Here is a 17,156-nt window from a genome sequence, read left to right as displayed (position 1 = left end):
GTGTTCCTTCTTCCTCACCACGTGGACGGGTAGAGCTTCGCCTCGGACGCGGAGGGGGCTACTCGGTACTTCTCGAGCACCTGGGACATGAGTGTGCGGAACGCCGGAGCCGCTCCGCTGGACCACTTGTTGGTCTGCGGCTTCGTGAACGTCACCGTGACAACATACTGGGGGTCTTCGGCGGGTGCCATTCCGGCCACCGACGTGATGCGCTGACCGCCGTAGCCCTGCGACCCCTCGGCCACCTCGGCGGTCCCCGTCTTCGCGGCGATGTTGTAGCCGGAGATCGGCTTCATGCCCACCAGCGTGCCACCCGTGACGACGCTCTGCAGCATGCCGGTGACCTGCGTGGCGGCGGCTGCGGAGACGACCCGCTGCTTCTGCACGTCGGGCGCGTCGATCGTCTTGCCGTCCGCCGTGGTGCAGCCCTTCACGAAGTGCAGCGGGATCCGGACACCGTCGTTCGCGATCGTCTGGAACACGCTCGCGACCTGCACGGCCGTCGTCGAGATGCCCTGACCGAACATCGAGTTGATGTTCGTCTGCTGGTCCCAGTTCGGGCTCGTGCCGTAGTCCATCGAGGGCTGGCCCGGGTAGTCGATGGCCGTCTCCGGCTCGAACAGCCCGAACTTCTTCATGTAGTCGAAGCGCTGCTGGGCGGTCAGCCGTGCGCCGAGCTCGGTGATGCCGACGTTCGACGAGTTCTGCAGGATGCCGGTCAGCGTCAGGTTCTCGGTGGGGTGGAACTCCGAGTCGTGGATCGTGCCGCCCCAGGGGAACGTGCGCGAGTACGGCACGACCGCCTGGTCGGTGGGGTTCGACTTGCCCTGGTCGAGCAGCGCGGCGGCGATGGCGGCCTTGATCGTGGAGCCCGGCTCGTACGACGCCGTCAGGGCACGGGAACCGAAGGCGCCCTTGTCGGTCGTGGCGTCGACGTCGTTCGGGTCCACCGTCGGGTAGTCGGCGACCGCGAGCAGCTCACCCGTCTTGACGCTCGTGACCGTCGCCGTCGCGGACTCCGCCTGCAGGGTCTTGGCGGCGGACGCGATGGTCTGCTGTGCCATGTACTGCAGGTCGCTGTCGATCGTGGTCTCGAGCGTGCCGCCGTCCTTGGCCTTCTTCGTGGTCACGGTGCTGCCCGGGAGCTGCACACCGTCCTCGCCGCGCTCGTAGGTCTCGGACCCGTTCGTGCCCGCCAGGCACTGGTTGTAGGAGTACTCCAAGCCGGCCTGGGCGCCGTCGGTGCCCATGAAGCCGGTGAGGTTGCCCGTGGTCGCACCCGTCGGGTACACCCGCGCCGCCTGTGGCTCCGGGTACAGCCAGGGGATCCCGAGTGCCCGCACGGCCTCGTAGTGCTGCACGTCGAGGCCCTTGACCAGGTAGGCGAAGTCCGACTTCGGGTTCGCGGCGATGTTCTTCCGCATGGTCGCGACGTCGCCACCGGAGGCCTTCGCCAGCGCGCTGAGGGCGGTGCCGACGCTGACGTCCTTGATGCGGGTGCCGCCGAGCTTGCCCTTGAACTGCTTGACCAGGCGCGGCGAGGTCGTGATGTTGTACCGGGTCACGCTGTCGGCGAGTTCGGTGCCGTTGCGGTCCACGATCGACCCACGGGTGCCGTAGATCGTCACGGGGATGCTGCGCTTCTGCGCCGACGCCTTGTTCAGCTCGGACGCCTGGACGACCTGGATGTCGACGAGCCGCACCACGAACACCCCGACGAGGGCGATCACGGCGAGCATCACGATGCTGTAGCGCAGGCGTCGGTTGCGGATCGTCTTCGTCACGCGGTGCGGTCCTTCCCGGGCGGTGCTGAGGGTGCGGCGGACCCGCCGGTCACCGGGTGGAGGGCGCCTGGAGCGGGTTCGCGTCGGACTCTACGGACGACTTCGCCGTCCCCTGGTCCGACGCGCTGGCGCCGCTCGTCTTCTCAGACGTGGCGGTGCTGTCGGTGGTTCCCGTGGTGCCCGTGGCGCCCGACGAGTCCTTCGTGCTCGACGTGCCCGACGTGCCCGACGTGCCCGACGTGTCCGTCGTGCTCGTCGTGCCCGTCTCCTTGCTGGTGGAGGTGTCCCCCGGCTTCGTGGCCAGCGGGACGTCGTTCAGCAGCGAGTTCGGCACCTGGTTCTCGGTGGACGCCGTGGCCTCGTCGGGCTTCGCCGGCGTCGGCGTGCCGTACACCCGACCGGTCTTCGGGTCGAGGTACACGGGCGTCGAGTTGGCGATCATGCCGAGCGACTGCGCGTTGCGGGCCAGGTTCTGCGGCGAGTCGAGGACCCGGAGCTGCTCGGACAGCGACTGCTGCGTGCGGGACAGGTTCGTCTGCTCGGCCGACAGCGAGTTGAGCGTGTAGGCGCCCTGGCTGAGCACCATGCTGATGCCGAGCTGGGCCAGCAGCAGGATGCCGAGCGCGGCGACGGCCACCACGGCGTACCCGATGCGGGGGCGAGCCCGGCGCTGGGCCGCGGTCGGCGTGACCTCGACCAGCTCGGGGCGGTGCTGACGGTCGGGGCGCGGGGCCCGCGACGGGACGACCGCAGGGTCGACGAGTGCGAGGTTCGTGCTCATGTCAGTTCCGGATCCGCTCGGCCGCGCGCAGGCGCACGGGGGTTGCTCGGGGGTTGGCGGCGCGTTCGGCCTCGTCGGCCAGCTCGGCGCCCTTGACGATCAGGGAGAAGGTCGGGGCGTGCTCGGGCAGCTCCACCGGCAGGCCGGCGGGGGCGCTCGACTTCGTGCGCTCCACCAGGGCCCGCTTGACGATGCGGTCCTCGAGGGACTGGTACGACTCGACGACGATCCGGCCGCCGACCGCGATGGCGTCCAGCGCCGCCGGGATCGCCCGCTCGAGCACGCTCAGTTCGGCGTTGACCTCGATGCGGAGCGCCTGGAAGACGCGCTTGGCCGGGTGCCCCTGACGCTGGATGGCGACCGGGGTCGCGTCGTGCAGCACCTGGACCAGGTCGCCGGACATCTCGAACGGCTTCGTCGCCCGCCGCTCGACGATCGCTCGGGCGTAGCGGCCGGCGAGCTTCTCCTCGCCGTAGCGCTGGAAGATGCGGCGGAGTTCGCCCTCGTCGTAGGTGGCCAGGACGTCGGCGGCGGTCTGCCCCTCGGTCCGGTCCATGCGCATGTCGAGCGGTGCGTCCTGGCTGTACGCGAACCCGCGCTCGGCCCGGTCGAGCTGCAGTGAGCTCACGCCGAGGTCGAACAGCACGCCGTCGACCTTCGTGAAGCCCTCGCCCTCGATCGCGTCGACGATGCCGTCGTACACGGTGTGCACGAGGCGGACACGGTCGCCGAAGCGGGCCAGGCGCTCCCCCGCGATGCCGAGTGCGTCGGTGTCGCGGTCGAGTCCGATGAGCGTGAGCTCCGGGAACCGCTCGAGCAGGCCCTCGGAGTGGCCGCCCATGCCGAGCGTGGCGTCGACGACGACCTTGCCCGGGCCCTCGAGCGTCGGCGTGAAGAGGTCGACGATGCGCTGGAGCATCACCGGCGTGTGCGGGAAGCGTGGCGTCTCGTTGTCGTTGTCGGCCATGTGCAGCCCCTCGTCTCCTGGGCCGTGGGTCCGGATCCCCATCCATGCGACCTGACACCGGGGAAGTGGCGTCAGGGCTTCACGGCTGGGAGTCCCGATCCGCGGATCAGAAGATCCCCGGGATCACCTCCTCGTCGTTGTCGGCGAATGCCTCTTCGGCTTCGGCGTAGTAGGCCTCCCACGCGGGGGTGGACCAGATCTCGGCACGGTCACCGCTGCCGATGACCGTGAGGTCCCGCTCGAGCCCCGCGTACTCGCGGAGGTTCTGCGGGATCGTCACGCGGTTCTGCTTGTCGGGCTGTTCGGCGCTGGCCCCCGAGAGGAACAGACGCATGTAGTCCCTGGTGCGCTTCGACGTCATCGGGGCGGTCCGGATGCGCTCGTGGAGTTCCTCGAACGTCCGGGCACTGAAGACCACGACGCAGCGTTCCTGGCCGCGGGTCATCACGAGCCCGCCGGACAGTTCGTCCCGGAACTTGGCGGGGAGGATCACGCGACCCTTCTCGTCGAGCTTCGGGGCATGAGTACCGAGCAGCACGTCGGGCCTCCCCTCCGCTCCACCGGACCGTTGCGAGCCCCACTTTACTCCACTCCCCTCCCCTCGACCAGGAATCCGCTCCCTTTTCCGCCCGCGACACCCCTACTGGGGGCATCGAGGCTGGAATGCACCGCCCAGGGATGACCGTGGATGCCCGGATCCATGCGGTTCGCGCGTGCCGGAGCAGTCGTGGAGGAAAGTGGAGGACTTTCGCAGCCGGTGGAGCGCCCCGGGGCGCGCCGCGGGCACTCGACGCCGAGCGGGCACGAACTGTCGCTCGCGCGGCCCCCAGCCGACAGTTCCTGCACCCTCGGCATCCACCGCGCGGCATGTCGTGACCACTCGCGCACGCACCGGCGGCGGTCCGCCCCGGCAGCCCCGGCCACCCCGGCCTGGAGGCCCGTCCCACCATCGCCGCGGAGCGCACGCGGGCGCACGGTCGGCTCCACCACGCCCGGCCGCCGGTCAGCGCGTGGTCACGACGTGCCGCCGCCGCGCCGCCGAGTGGTCACGAACTGTCGCTCGCGCGGGCCCCAACCGACGGTTCCTGCACCCTCGGCGGCCAGCACGCGGCATGTCGTGACCACTCGCGCCGGCACGGACCCCGGCCGGACCCCGCAAAAACCAGCCCCCGGGAACACGAAACGGGGCCGACCCGAAGGCCGACCCCGTGGAGGAGTGTGGAGGGAGTCCTGCTGACCCCCGTCAGCTACTGACTCTGGTCGTTGCGCTTGTCCCAGCGCTCGTTCATCCGGTCCATGAAGGACCCGCCACCACCGGCGGACGGACGCGCCGACCCACCGGACGCGGGCTTGCCCGGCCGAGCGGGCTTCGCCTTCGGGGCACGCATGCCCGGGCGCAGCGCGAACAGGACACCGGCGAGCATCACGACGAAGCCGAGGATGCCGAGCAGCGGCGCCTTGATCACCAGGCCGACGATGACGATGGCGACCCCGGCGAGTGCACCGAGGACACCGAGCGTGATGGCTGTGTACGTCGGACGACCCTGTCGACGTGTGACACGAGCCACGAAATCGGAATCGTTCTGGTAGAGGCTGCGCTCCATCTCTTCGAGAAGGCGCTGCTCCTGTTCCGAGAGCGGCATCTTGGTTCCCTCTGTTCCTGGGATCGACGCGGGGTTGAAAAACGCGGGTTGAGTGGACCGATTCTATGCCTCGACCACTCCACTAGGGTAGGGATCGTGGCTGAGAGTACGCGATTAGTGGACCTCGTATCGGCGCGTATCGACCGGGCACTCGACGAGCAGCGTGAACGGCTCCTCGCGATCAGCCCCGACCTCGCGCCGTTCGACCGGTACGCCCGAGACCTGTTGTCCGGCGGCAAGCGCTTCCGGGCGCTGTTCTGCTACTGGGGATGGCAGTCGGTGGCGGGCCGTTCGGGCTCGTTCGACCCGCTGGCCGAAGGGTCCCGGCAGACCACCGCCGAGGCCGTCGTCACGGTCGCCGCAGCGCTCGAGGTCTTCCACGCCGCAGCCCTGGTGCACGACGACATCATGGACCGCTCGGACACCCGCCGCGGGCGTCCGGCAGCGCACCGCCGCTTCGAGTCCCTGCACGAGGAGTCCGGCTTCGTCGGCGACCGCGGGCAGTACGGCACGAACTCCGCGCTGCTCCTCGGTGACCTGCTGCTCTCGCTGAGCGACTCGGTCTTCGACGAGGGCCTCGCGCTCCTCGACCCGGTGCGGGCCCGCATCGTCCGCCAGGAGTTCCACGCGATGCGCCTCGACGTCACGGCGGGGCAGTACCTCGACGTGCACGAGGAGACCGCCTGGCCCGTCATCGACGAGTCCGAGCACCTGCTCCGCGCCCAGCGCGTCATCGTCTTCAAGTCGGCGAAGTACTCGATCGAGGCCCCGCTGGTCATCGGTGCCCTGGTCGCCGGCGCGAGCGACTCCCAGCTCGAGGGCCTCCGCGCCTTCGGACTCCCCCTCGGCGTGGCGTACCAGCTCCGTGACGACATGCTCGGGGTCTTCGGTGATCCCGAGGTCACCGGCAAGCCGGCCGGCGACGACCTGCGCGAGGGCAAGCGCACCGTCCTCATCGCCTCGGCGCGCAAGACGCTGGCGAGCGGCCCGCGGCAGCTCCTGGACGAACTCCTCGGCGACCCCGACCTCGACGAGGAGCAGGTGCAGATGCTCCGCGCGACCCTCACCGAGTCCGGTGCCGTGGCCGCCGTGGAGCGGTCGATCGAGCGGCACGTCCAGCGCGCCAAGGCGGCACTGGACGCCTCGCCGCTGACGCCGTCGGCACGCGAGCAGCTCGCGTCGCTGGCCGACACGGTCAGCCGCCGGTCGTCCTAGACGCGACCCCAGTACGGACGGGAGGCCCGTGGCGACACCGCCACGGGCCTCCCGTCCGTCCGGAACGCGTCTAGAGCAGCGACTGGGCGATGCGACGCACCTCGGCCTTGCGGCCGGCGCGCAGCGCCGCGATCGGCGTGGTGCCCATCGCGTCGTCGACGGTGAGCATCCAGCGCACCGCCTCGTCGTCGGTGAAGCCGTTGTCACCGAGCACGATCAGCGTGCCGCGGAGTTCGGGCATGGGCTCGCCGTCCTCGAGGAACTCGACGGGCACGCGCAGCACACCGCCGACGCGGGCTGCGAGCAGGGTCTTCTGCTCGAAGAGTCGGTGGATCCGTCCGGGGCTGGTGCTGAACATGTCCACCAGCTCGGGGACGGTCAGCCAGCGTTCGGAGAGGGACAGGTCGTCGACGGGTGCGGCACTCACACGCCCATGGTGCCAGAGGGACCGCCGGAGTGAATGCGCCTCGTTCGTCACATTCGTCACATCCACCCCATCTGACTCTCTGGTTGACTTGGGAATCAGGCCATGCCAGCGTTGTGGCACCTGTGAGTGCGCGCATGCGTGCGCACGGCTCAGTCGAGATCAGGAGAAACCCGTGGACCACGCTGCAGACGAAGTCGCCCGGCGCGCACGATCCGCCCGGTTCGCCACCATGCCCATCGTCCTCGCGGGCACCATCGCCGTGACCGCAGGCCTCACCGGCCCGGTCGCGCACGCCGAGCCCCGGCACGACGACGCCGACGCGAACCACAAGCGCCACGTCGACCAGGACCGCGCCGTGACCGACCGCCCGGTGTTCGGCACCGCCGTCGCTCGGCCGTCGCAGACCGTCGTGCGGACCGTCGCCGTGACCACGAAGGCCCCCACCACATACACCGTCCACCACGGCGACACGGTCTCGGGCATCGCCGCCCGCTTCGGCCTGTCGGCGCAGGAGATCCTCGTGCGCAACGGCCTCGGCTGGAACACGATCATCCACCCCGGGCAGACGCTCCACCTGGCGTCGACCCCCGCCGTCACCACCGCCGCGGTGCGGACCTCCGGGTCGACCGGCGGCTCCGGCTCGGACACCTCGAGCTACCACGTGAAGCAGGGCGACACCGTCTCCGCCATCGCGTCCCGCGTCGGCGTGTCGACCACGGCGCTCCTCAGCGCGAACCAGCTGTCGCAGCGCAGCGTCATCTACCCCGGCCAGACGCTGCGGGTGCCGCACGGTTCGTCGTCGACACCGTCGGTGTCGACCGCCTCGGCCCCGTCGACCAAGTCGAGCGTGAAGATCAGCGCCGGCGACACCGTGGCCTCGATCGCCGCCGCGCACCACGTCTCGGTCAAGTCGCTCCTGTCGGCGAACGGCCTGTCGTACACGAGCACGATCTACGCCGGCAAGACGCTCGTCATCCCGTCGTCGAACGCCACCGCCGCGCCCGCGGTCGCTGCCAGCGCCGCGGTGAGCGGTGCCGTCGGCCTGAGCGCCGAGCAGCGCCAGAACGCCGCGACCATCGTCTCCGTCGGTCGATCGCTCGGCGTCCCGGACCGCGGCATCGTCGTGGCCCTCGCCGCCGCGATGCAGGAGTCGAGCCTCCGGAACCTGCCGCACGGCGACCGCGACTCGGTCGGCCTGTTCCAGCAGCGGCCGAGCCAGGGTTGGGGCAGCGCGGCGAAGCTGCAGGACCCGGCGCACGCCACCGCGCTGTTCTTCGGCGGGCGGAACAACCCGAACGCCGGCAAGACCCGCGGGCTGCTCGACGTGCCCGGCTGGTCCTCGATGAGCATCACCGACGCGGCCCAGGCCGTGCAGCTCTCCGCCTACCCGAAGGCCTACGCCACCTGGGCGAGCGCTGCCGAGGGCTGGCTGGCGACCCTCTGAGCCTCATCCGGAAGATCGAGATTGGGTCACGGCCGGTGCGCCGGTGCGTCCGAGTGCGGTCTCGATTCGTAGAATGCCGCCGATGACCACCAACGCCGCCACGGACCCGATGATCGGTCGCATGATCGATCAGCGGTACCGCGTCCGCTCCCGCATCGCGCGCGGGGGCATGGCGACCGTCTACCTCGCGACCGACGTGCGCCTCGAGCGACGCGTCGCGATCAAGATCATGCACGGGCACCTGGCCGACGACCAGGCGTTCCGTGAGCGCTTCATCCAGGAGGCCCGTTCGGCCGCACGGCTGTCGCACCCGAACCTGGTGGGCGTCTACGACCAGGGCGCCGAGGGCGAGATCGCCTACATCGTCATGGAGTACATCCCCGGCATCACGCTGCGGGACCTGCTGCAGGAGCACCACGCCCTGACGCCCGAGCAGGCGACGGACATCCTGCGCGCCGTGCTGGCCGGCCTCGCCTCGGCCCACCGCGCCGGGATCGTGCACCGGGATCTGAAGCCCGAGAACGTCCTGCTCGCCGACGACGGCCGCATCAAGCTCGGCGACTTCGGCCTGGCCCGCGCCACGACCGCGAACACGGCGACCGGCGCAGCACTCCTCGGCACGATCGCCTACCTGTCCCCCGAGCTCGTGACCCGCGGCGCCGCCGACTCGCGCAGCGACATCTACGCGCTCGGCATCATGCTCTACGAGATGCTCACCGGCGAGCAGCCCTACAAGGGCGAGCAGCCGATGCAGATCGCCTACCAGCACGCCAACGACTCCGTGCCGGCACCGAGTGCCGCCGTGTCCGGGGTGCCGCCGGAGCTCGACGAGCTGGTCGCCTGGTCGACCGCACGCGACCCCGAGGACCGCCCCCGCGACGCCCGCGAGATGCTCGACCACATGTCGGGCAACCAGCAGCGCGCGACCGGCCAGTACCGCACGGCCGTGCTCCGCCCCGAGAACGGCACCGCGATCCTGCCCTCCGGTGGCGCCGGCACGCTCGGCGCCGCAGCGGCCGCCGCCTCGGTGGGGGCTGCAGGAGCCGCAGGAGCGGACGAGACCGCCATCATCGACCGGTCCGGCGACCGGGACACCGGCGACCGCGGTCGAGCGCCCGCCCGTGCCCGTGGCAACGCCCCCGGCCCCCGTCGCACCGGGGCACAGCCGGGCGTGCTCTCCCCCGCCGGACAGCGGCTCGCCGACCAGTCGGCGAAGCGTCGGAAGCGCGGCTGGATCCTGCTGTCCGTGGTCGTCGTGCTCGCGCTGATCGGAGCCGGCTTCGGCTGGTACTTCGGCCCGGGGCCGGGTGGCAACGTGCGGATCCCGGAAGTCACGGGCAAGTCGGTCTCGCAGGCCCGGCAGCTGCTCGAAGCACAGGGCCTGCAGGCGGCGTCGAAGACCGGGACACGGTTCGACGCCGTCGTCGCGAAGGGGCAGGTCTCCACGACGAAGCCGGCCGCGGAGCGCGAGGTGCAGAAGGGCACGGCGGTGCAGATCGTCGTGTCGAACGGCCCCCGGATGATCCCGCTGCCGGCGATCGTCGGCCAGCCGCTCTCCACCGTGACGGCCGCGCTCGACGACGACTTCGAGCTGCAGGACGACCGGTACGAGTTCTCCGCCGACGCCCCGAAGGACACCGTGGTCGCGGCGACCGGCCGGGCGTCCGGCGGCAAGGCCCTCGACCTCACGACCGTGCAGGCCTACGGCGAGACCGGGCCGGTCACCCTGACCGTCTCGCTCGGGCCGGTTCCCGACGTGGTCGGCAAGACGGTCGACGAGGCCTCCGCCGCACTCGACGACGTCGGACTGATCCTCGGCGCCCGCACCGAGGAGTACAGCGACACCGTGCCCTCGGGCCAGATCGTCTCGGCCGCCGTGCAGGACTCCCCCGCCGTGCGCGGGTCGGCGGTGGACGTCGTCGTGTCGAAGGGCCCGACGCCGATCACCGTGCCCGACCTCGGAGCGGAGCGGCCCACGATCAACGAGGCGACGAAGACCCTCGAGGACCTCGGCCTCAAGGTGTCCGTGCCCGACTGCACGAACATCCTCTGCGGCTTCTACGACTGGAAGTCGAAGCTGCCCGTCACCGGCACCGACCCGGGCGCCGGCGCCACCGTCTACCGCGGCGACACGATCACCCTGTCCTACGACCAGTAGGTGCGGACACCGCACCCTCGGCCGTGGACGCGACCCCAGGACGGACGGGAGGCCCGTGGCGGCGCCGTCACGGGCCTCCCGTCCGACACGCGAAAGCGACAGAACCCCGCGGACATGCCGCGGGGTTCTGTCGCTTCGGCGAAACGGTTCCTGCGTTACGAGCGGTCGGGCTGGTGCGCGCCGAGTTCCTCGGCCACCAGGAAGGCGAGCTCGAGGGACTGCATGTGGTTGAGGCGCGGGTCGCACAGCGACTCGTAGCGCGTGGCGAGGGTGGCCTCGTCGATGTGCTCCGAGCCGCCGAGGCACTCGGTGACGTCGTCACCGGTGAGCTCGACGTGCATGCCACCCGGGTACGTCCCGACCTGGCGGTGCGCCTCGAAGAAGCCGAGGACCTCGTCCACGACGTCGTCGAACCGGCGGGTCTTGTAGCCCGTCGGCGTGGTCAGGCCGTTGCCGTGCATCGGGTCGGTGACCCACAGCGGGTTGGCGTCCATGCCCTTGATCGCCTCGAGCAGCTTGGGCAGCTCGTCGCGGATCTTGCCCGCACCCATCCGCGTGATGAAGGTCAGGCGACCCGGCTCGCGGTTCGGGTCGAGCTTGTCGACGAGCGCCTTCATGTCGTCGACGCTCGTCGTCGGGCCGAGCTTCACACCGATCGGGTTGCGCACCCGCGACAGGAAGTCCACGTGGGCACCGTCGATGTCGCGCGTGCGCTCACCGATCCAGATGAAGTGGCCGGACGTGTCATAGGCCAGGCCGGAGCGCGAGTCGATGCGGGTCATCGGGCGCTCGTAGTCCATCAGCAGCCCCTCGTGCGAGGCGTAGAACTCGACGTGCTTGAGCGCCTCGAAGTCGGCACCGCAGGCGTCCATGAAGCGGATCGCGCGGTCGATCTCCTTGGCGAGGTGCTCGTAGCGGGCGTTCGCGGGGTTCGAGGCGAAGCCCTTGTTCCACGAGTGCACCTGGCGCAGGTCGGCGAAGCCCCCCTGCGTGAAGGCCCGGACGAGGTTCAGCGTCGAAGCGGCGGTGTGGTACCCCTGCACCAGGCGGCGCGGGTCGGCCGTCCGGCTCTCCGGCGTGAAGTCGTAGCCGTTCACGATGTCGCCGCGGTACGCGGGCAGCGTGACGTCGCCACGGGTCTCGAAGTCGCTCGAGCGGGGCTTGGCGAACTGCCCGGCCATGCGCCCCATCTTGATGACGGGCATCGAGGCGCCGTAGGTCAGCACGACGGCCATCTGCAGGATCGTCTTGACCCGGTCGCGGATGGAGTCGGCGGTGGCACCGGCAAAGGTCTCGGCGCAGTCACCGCCCTGCAGCAGGAAGGCCTTGCCCTGGGCGGCGGCGGCGAGCCGCTCACGCAGCTTGTCGACCTCGCCCGCGAACACGAGCGGCGGGAGCGTGGCGATCTCGGCCGAAGCGGCCTCGGCCGCGGCTGCGTCCGGCCAGGTCGGCTGCTGCTTGATCGGGAGCGTCCGCCAATAGTCGAGCCCCTCGATGACGTCCGGATCCTGCAGGGCGACGAAGTCGGTCGACTCGGGCAAGGGCGTTACCTCGGTGTTCTGTGCGGGCGGCCCGACGACGCTGACCGGCACCGGGCCGCGCGTCGTCGATGGGCGTCCTGGCGGGGTGCCGGGACCATCAGAGCCTAACGTGCAGGCGTCGACTTCCGTTCCCGCATGACGGCCTCGCGCGCGGAGCTCGCCCGCTCCTTCACGCTGGTGGCGTAGACGTCCACGTACTCCTGACGGCTCAGGCCGGCGAGCTCGTGCATGACCTCGTCCGTGACGCTGCGCAGGATGAAGCGGTCGGTCTCGAACCCCTGGAACCGCGAGAAGTCGAGCGGCTTGCCGAACACGACCCCGACGCGCTTGATCTTCGGGAAGCGCTGCCCGATCTGCTGCACCTCGCGCGTGCCGACCATGGCCACGGGGACGACGAGCACGCGCCCCTCGAGGATCATCCGGGCGATGCCGGTGCGGCCACGGTAGAGCTTGCCGTCGGGGCTGCGGGTGCCCTCGGGGTAGATGCCGAGCTGCTCACCGCGCGCCAGGACCTGCAGGCCGGTGCGGAGCGATGCCTCGGACGCCTTGCCGCCGGAGCGGTCGATCGGCAGCTGGCCGATGGCGTTGAAGAACGTCTTCGTCGCCCAGCCCTTCAGGCCGCGGCCGGTGAAGTAGTCGCTCTTCGCCAGGAACGACAGCCGACGGTCGAGCACCGCCGGCAGGATCACCGAGTCGATGAACGAGATGTGGTTCGACGCGAAGATGACCGGGCCCGAGGTCGGGACGTGCTCACGCCCGACGACCCACGGCCGGAACAGGGTGAGGATGAGCGGGCCGAGCACGAAGTTCTTCAGCAGCCAGTAGGTCATCGACGACTCCAGGTGGTGAGAAGGTCCGGGTGGTGCACGGCCCGGGGGTGGGCGGTCGTTCGTGTGTGCGTGTGTGCGTGTGTGCGCGTGTGTGCGCGCCGACCCTACGCCGTGCGGGCGTGGATGCGGGCGAGGTCGGCGGCACCGACGACGCCGGCGTCGTTGACGAGTTCGGCGATCACGAAGTCCGGCTCGGGGTGGTACCCGCGGGCCGGCAGGTTGTTGAGGTACGCCTGCTTGATCGGGTCGAGCAGCCGGTCCCCCGCGCTGGCGACGCCGCCGCCGAACACGAAGAGCTGCGGGTCGAGCACCGCGGACAGCGACGCGCACGCCTCGCCGAGGTGCCGACCGAGCCGACGGAGGGCCGCGAGGGCACCCGGGTCATCGGCCAGGATCAGGTCGCCGACGATCTTGCCGTCGAGCTGGCCGCCGTTGTCGGCGCGGGCGTCGGCCAGAGCCGAACCGATGCCACCGGCGTCGGCGACGTCGTTCGCCATGCGCTGCAGGGCGCGGCCCGAGCCGTACTGCTCGATGCAGCCGCGGGCGCCGCAGCCGCAGGGCAGGCCGTTCGGGACGATGCGCAGGTGACCGATCTCGCCGCCGGTGCCGAAGCCCCCGCGGAACAGGCGGTCCTCGGTCACGATGGCCCCACCGACGCCCGTGCCGATGGTGAGCATGGTCATGTCGGACACGAGTCGACCGGCGCCGAACCGGAACTCGGCCCAGCCGGCGGCGTTCGCGTCGTTGTCCACCGTGATGTGGAGGTCGCCGAGGCGCTGCTGCAGCTTCTGCCGGAGCGGTTCGTTCCGCCACCGGATGTTCGGCGTGTAGTAGACGATCGACTGCGAGGCGTCGATGAACCCGGGGGCAGCGACCCCCACGGCGCCGACCTGGTGGAGCGAGCTGAGTCGCTCGACCATCGAGACGACGTCGTCGAGCATGGCGTTCGGGTCCGCAGCGTTGGTGGCCACGCGGTCCTCGGCGACGATCTCGCCCAGTTCCGTCACGACCGCACCCGCGATCTTGGTGCCCCCGATGTCGATTCCGATGGCGTGCACGAGCAACGAGCCTACCGGTTCGCCGCGAAGTCACGGAACGCCCGGTGACGCGTCCTATGCTGGCGGTGTCGCCTCGGTGTTGAGGCGCACTCGAGTCGAACCGGCAGACAAGGGAGTCACCGTGAACGATCAGCGTCCTGCACGCAGCAGCGCCTCCACCGACACGTCCACCGTTGGCAGCGCCGCCACCGGGACCACGCCGTCGGCCGGGAGGCACGCCACACCGCCCAGCGCCGGTCCCGTCGCCCCGGACCACGGCTCGGCAGCGCGGCTCCTCGGCGACCGCGTCCGCCTGACGCCCGACCGTCCGATCCTCGCCCAGCGTCACGGCGACACCTGGACGACCTTCACCGCGGCGGAGACGCTCGCCCGGGTCCGCGGCATCGCGAAGGGCTTCGTCGCCGCCGGGCTCGAACCGGGCGCGCACGTCGCGATCCTGTCCCGCACCCGTCTGGAGTGGACCCTGGTCGACTTCGCCGTGTGGACAGCCGGCCTGGTGTCCGTGCCCGTGTACGAGACGAGCTCCCCCGACCAGGTGCGCTGGATCCTGTCCGACTCCGAGTCGGTCGCGATCGTCGTCGAGCAGGAGGAGCACGCGCGCCGCGTCGCCTCCATCGCACCCGACCTGCCGTCCCTGGGCCAGCACTGGACGATCGACGGCGGCGGCCTCGACGACCTGACCCGGCTCGGCGAGGACGTCACCGACGACGAACTCGACGCCCGGACCGCGAACGTGCACGGCCACGACGACGCCACGATCATCTACACCTCGGGCAGCACCGGCCGGCCGAAGGGCTGCGTCCTGCGGCACGACAACTTCACCGCCACGGTGGAGGGCGCGAGCGAAGCGATGCCCGAGGTCGTCGCCGACGGCGCCTCGACCCTGCTGTTCATCCCGCTCGCCCACGTCTTCGCCCGGTTCATCGCCGCGATGTCGGTGTCCGCCGGTGTCCTCGTCGGCCACGAGCCGGACACGAAGGACCTGATGCGGGCGGTGTCGACCTTCAAGCCGACGTTCCTGCTCGCGGTCCCCCGGGTGTTCGAGAAGATCTACAACTCCGCCGAGCAGAAGGCCGACCTCGGTGGCAAGGGCAGGATCTTCCGCGCGGCGGCCGACACCGCGGTCGCCCACTCCGAGGCCCTCGCAGCCGGCAGGGTGCCGTTCCTGCTCGGGCTGAAGTTCAAGCTGTTCGACCGGCTCGTGTACGCCAAGCTCCGCGACGCCCTCGGCGGCCGGGTCGAGTACGCCGTCAGCGGCTCGGCGCCCCTGTCCCCGCGGTTGTCGCACTTCTTCCGGTCGATCGGGGTGCTCATCCTCGAGGGCTACGGCCTGACCGAGACCACCGCCCCCGCCACCGTCAACCGGGCCCGGGAGCTCCGCATCGGGACGGTCGGTCGGGCGCTGCCCGGCATCGAGGTGCGGATCGCCGACGACGGCGAGATCCTGATCCGCGGCGTCGACGTCTTCGACCGCTACTGGCGGAACGACGAGGCAACCGAGCACGCCTTCGCCGACGGCTGGTTCCGCACCGGCGACCTCGGCCGGATCGACGCCGACGGGGTCCTCACGGTCACCGGCCGCGCCAAGGAGCTCATCGTCACCGCGAGCGGCAAGAACGTCGCGCCGGCACCGCTCGAGGACGGCATCCGCGAGCACCCGCTCATCGGCCAGGTCGTGGTCGTCGGCGAGGGCAAGCCGTTCGTCGCAGCCCTCGTGACGCTCGACCGCGAGATGCTCCCCGGCTGGTGCGAGTCCCGCGGGATCACCCCGGCGCTGAGCGGGCACGAGGCCGCCTACGACGAGCGCGTGCTCTCCGCCGTCCAGGAGGCCATCGACGCCGCCAACGGCCGGGTCTCCCGCGCCGAGTCGGTCCGGTCGTTCACGATCCTCGACACGGACCTGACCGAGGCCTCCGGGCACCTCACGCCGAAGCTCACGATCAAGCGGTCGGTGATCCTCAAGGACTTCGCCGCGGACATCGACCACATCTACTCCGGGTCGAAGGTGCAGACGACGGCGACCCCGGTGATCGAGGGTCGGCGCCGCAACCGCGCGTAGCGCCCGCCGGGCGTACCGGGTCGAATCGGGGGTACCGGGTCAGTTCTTTCGACCCGGTACGCCCGATTCCGCCAGGTACGCGCGGTTGTGGACGTGACGGCCTGGAGGCCCGGCGCCGGTCCGCTGGACTGCCGCCGGGCCTCCAGGCGGTCGCCGCGTGCGGGCTGGCCGCTTTCAGGCGTACTTGGTCGTTTCGGGCGTACCGGGTCGTTTCTTCTGACCAGGTACGCCCGATTCCGCCAGGTACGCGCGCGGCCGCCTCGCTGAGCGACCAGCTCCGGGCGTACCGAGTCGATTCGGGCGTACCGGGTCGATCCGGGCGTACCTAGTCGGTTCTTCTCACCAGGTACGCCCGATTCCGCCCGGTACGCGCGGGTGTGGACGCAACAGCCTGGAGGCCCGGATCGCGTCCGTGGGACGTGATCCGGGCCTCCAGGCCGTTCAGCGGGCGCCGGGGGCGCCTGCGGGACTCAGGCCTCCTGCGACTGCTCCGTCGCGGGGGCGTCGAGGACGGCGGTCGAACCGGTCGTGACGGTGGCCTCGGCCGGTCGACGGTTGGTGCGGGTGCGGTGCGAGCTGAGCTCGTCGTTCTGACTGGTCATGCGGGAGTCCTGGGGGGATGGGATGGTCGTCGGTGGGAGGCCGACAGCAGCACGGTACCCCCTCGTCAGGACAAAGCGACAATCCCCCGTGGGGGTGTCACACCACAGTTCACAGCCGGCGAACGCGGGACTGTGCAAGCGCTCAGTGGAACCAGTCCTGTGCACGGATGTCGCGCAGTGCCTGACGGCGGACCTCGGGGTCGAGCGTCATCACGTAGACGGTGCCGTCGAGGTGGTCGCACTCGTGCTGGAGCGCCTCGGCCATCAAGCCGGTGCCCTCGAGGACGACCTCGTCGCCGTCGACGTCGACACCCCGCACCTTCGCGTACGGGGAGCGACGCGTCGGGTAGCCGAGCCCCGGGACGGAGAGGCAGCCTTCCTCCATGAGCTCGGGCTCGCCGGACACCTCGACGATCTCCGGGTTGAGGACGTAACCGACCTCACCGTCCACGTTGTACGAGAACGCACGGAGTCCGACGCCGATCTGGGGCGCGGCCACCCCGGCACGTCCGGGTTCCTTGACGGTGTCGATGAGGTCCTGCACGAGGTCACGGACCCCGGCGCTGCCGAGCAGTTCGGGGCGGATCGGGTCGGCCGGCGAGCGGAGGACGGGGTCGCCGAACAGGCGGATGGGACGAACGGTCAAT

The 17,156-nt window shown here is 70.7% G+C and carries 15 protein-coding genes; 4 read left to right on the top strand and 11 right to left on the bottom strand.

The genetic code is table 11. The annotated features are described in order from the left end of the window. Positions 1-14: 14 nt before the first annotated feature. The 5 genes from HP445_RS14430 to HP445_RS14410 form a co-directional block, all read right to left on the bottom strand. Positions 15-1,784 carry a peptidoglycan D,D-transpeptidase FtsI family protein gene (locus HP445_RS14430; protein WP_111023101.1) on the bottom strand — a complete coding sequence of 590 codons (1,770 nt, stop codon included), beginning with the start codon at positions 1,782-1,784 and terminating at the stop codon, positions 15-17. A gap of 49 nt (positions 1,785-1,833) precedes the next feature. Then, a complete protein-coding gene (ftsL, locus tag HP445_RS14425; RefSeq protein WP_128779671.1) occupies positions 1,834-2,565 on the bottom strand; it encodes a cell division protein FtsL in 732 nt (243 codons plus the stop codon). 1 nt (position 2,566) lies between these two features. Next, positions 2,567-3,532, bottom strand: a complete 966-nt coding sequence (rsmH, locus tag HP445_RS14420; RefSeq protein WP_071405412.1) for a 16S rRNA (cytosine(1402)-N(4))-methyltransferase RsmH — start codon at positions 3,530-3,532, stop codon at positions 2,567-2,569. A gap of 106 nt (positions 3,533-3,638) precedes the next feature. Next, positions 3,639-4,070, bottom strand: coding sequence for a division/cell wall cluster transcriptional repressor MraZ (gene mraZ / locus HP445_RS14415; protein WP_017886616.1), 432 nt, complete (start codon positions 4,068-4,070; stop codon positions 3,639-3,641). 709 nt (positions 4,071-4,779) lie between these two features. Next, the gene (locus HP445_RS14410; protein ID WP_110864614.1) at positions 4,780-5,175 is read right to left on the bottom strand and encodes a DUF3040 domain-containing protein; all 396 of its coding nucleotides are present in this window, start codon (positions 5,173-5,175) and stop codon (positions 4,780-4,782) included. 96 nt (positions 5,176-5,271) lie between these two features. Here HP445_RS14410 and HP445_RS14405 point away from each other — a divergent pair, with 96 nt between their 5' ends. Next, complete coding sequence (locus HP445_RS14405) at positions 5,272-6,390, top strand: polyprenyl synthetase family protein (RefSeq protein ID WP_071405410.1); 1,119 nt, start codon at positions 5,272-5,274, stop codon at positions 6,388-6,390. Positions 6,391-6,460: 70 nt separating this feature from the next. Here HP445_RS14405 and HP445_RS14400 read toward each other — a convergent pair whose 3' ends face one another. Beyond that, entirely contained in the window at positions 6,461-6,817 is a 357-nt protein-coding gene (locus HP445_RS14400; protein WP_171907813.1) for an Rv2175c family DNA-binding protein, read from the bottom strand. Positions 6,818-6,989: 172 nt separating this feature from the next. Between HP445_RS14400 and HP445_RS14395 the strand changes: the two genes are divergently transcribed. Together HP445_RS14395 and pknB are read left to right on the top strand one after the other, a co-directional pair. Beyond that, positions 6,990-8,261: a LysM peptidoglycan-binding domain-containing protein gene (locus HP445_RS14395; RefSeq protein ID WP_241660341.1), complete on the top strand. Its 1,272-nt coding sequence runs from the start codon at positions 6,990-6,992 to the stop codon at positions 8,259-8,261. Between the two features lie 82 nt (positions 8,262-8,343). Continuing rightward, positions 8,344-10,419 carry a Stk1 family PASTA domain-containing Ser/Thr kinase gene (pknB, locus tag HP445_RS14390; protein WP_111047179.1) on the top strand — a complete coding sequence of 692 codons (2,076 nt, stop codon included), beginning with the start codon at positions 8,344-8,346 and terminating at the stop codon, positions 10,417-10,419. A gap of 155 nt (positions 10,420-10,574) precedes the next feature. Here the strand turns inward: pknB and HP445_RS14385 are convergent, their stop codons facing one another. The 3 genes from HP445_RS14385 to HP445_RS14375 all read right to left on the bottom strand — a co-directional run bounded on the left by HP445_RS14385 (position 10,575) and on the right by HP445_RS14375 (position 13,848). After that, positions 10,575-11,960: a class II 3-deoxy-7-phosphoheptulonate synthase gene (locus tag HP445_RS14385; protein ID WP_110864693.1), complete on the bottom strand. Its 1,386-nt coding sequence runs from the start codon at positions 11,958-11,960 to the stop codon at positions 10,575-10,577. 104 nt (positions 11,961-12,064) lie between these two features. Further along, on the bottom strand, positions 12,065-12,790 hold the full coding sequence (locus tag HP445_RS14380; protein ID WP_071405408.1) for a lysophospholipid acyltransferase family protein: 726 nt from the start codon (positions 12,788-12,790) through the stop codon (positions 12,065-12,067). 104 nt (positions 12,791-12,894) lie between these two features. Continuing rightward, positions 12,895-13,848 (bottom strand): ROK family glucokinase, encoded by a 954-nt coding sequence (locus HP445_RS14375; protein WP_017886608.1) that lies wholly within the window; start codon positions 13,846-13,848, stop codon positions 12,895-12,897. Positions 13,849-13,969: 121 nt separating this feature from the next. Between HP445_RS14375 and HP445_RS14370 the strand changes: the two genes are divergently transcribed. Beyond that, positions 13,970-15,907 (top strand): AMP-dependent synthetase/ligase, encoded by a 1,938-nt coding sequence (locus HP445_RS14370; RefSeq protein ID WP_128779670.1) that lies wholly within the window; start codon positions 13,970-13,972, stop codon positions 15,905-15,907. Positions 15,908-16,377: 470 nt separating this feature from the next. On the opposite strand, the gene HP445_RS18995 is transcribed toward HP445_RS14370, so the two are convergent. Next, the gene (locus HP445_RS18995; RefSeq protein WP_258320840.1) at positions 16,378-16,509 is read right to left on the bottom strand and encodes a hypothetical protein; all 132 of its coding nucleotides are present in this window, start codon (positions 16,507-16,509) and stop codon (positions 16,378-16,380) included. 142 nt (positions 16,510-16,651) lie between these two features. Further along, positions 16,652-17,155, bottom strand: a complete 504-nt coding sequence (locus HP445_RS14365) for a peptide deformylase (protein ID WP_071405406.1) — start codon at positions 17,153-17,155, stop codon at positions 16,652-16,654. Position 17,156 lies beyond the last annotated feature (1 nt).

Source organism: Curtobacterium flaccumfaciens (assembly GCF_013359815.1).
Taxonomy (GTDB): domain Bacteria; phylum Actinomycetota; class Actinomycetes; order Actinomycetales; family Microbacteriaceae; genus Curtobacterium; species Curtobacterium flaccumfaciens.
This window is presented reverse-complemented; position numbering and strand designations above follow the sequence as displayed.

Coding starts and splice junctions, on each gene's coding strand:
- ftsL (WP_128779671.1), bottom strand. CDS start 2,565: ATGAGCACGAACCTCGCACTCGTCGACCCTGCGGTCGTCCCGTCGCGG.
- HP445_RS14380 (WP_071405408.1), bottom strand. CDS start 12,790: ATGACCTACTGGCTGCTGAAGAACTTCGTGCTCGGCCCGCTCATCCTC.
- pknB (WP_111047179.1), top strand. CDS start 8,344: ATGACCACCAACGCCGCCACGGACCCGATGATCGGTCGCATGATCGAT.
- rsmH (WP_071405412.1), bottom strand. CDS start 3,532: ATGGCCGACAACGACAACGAGACGCCACGCTTCCCGCACACGCCGGTG.
- HP445_RS18995 (WP_258320840.1), bottom strand. CDS start 16,509: ATGACCAGTCAGAACGACGAGCTCAGCTCGCACCGCACCCGCACCAAC.
- HP445_RS14410 (WP_110864614.1), bottom strand. CDS start 5,175: ATGCCGCTCTCGGAACAGGAGCAGCGCCTTCTCGAAGAGATGGAGCGC.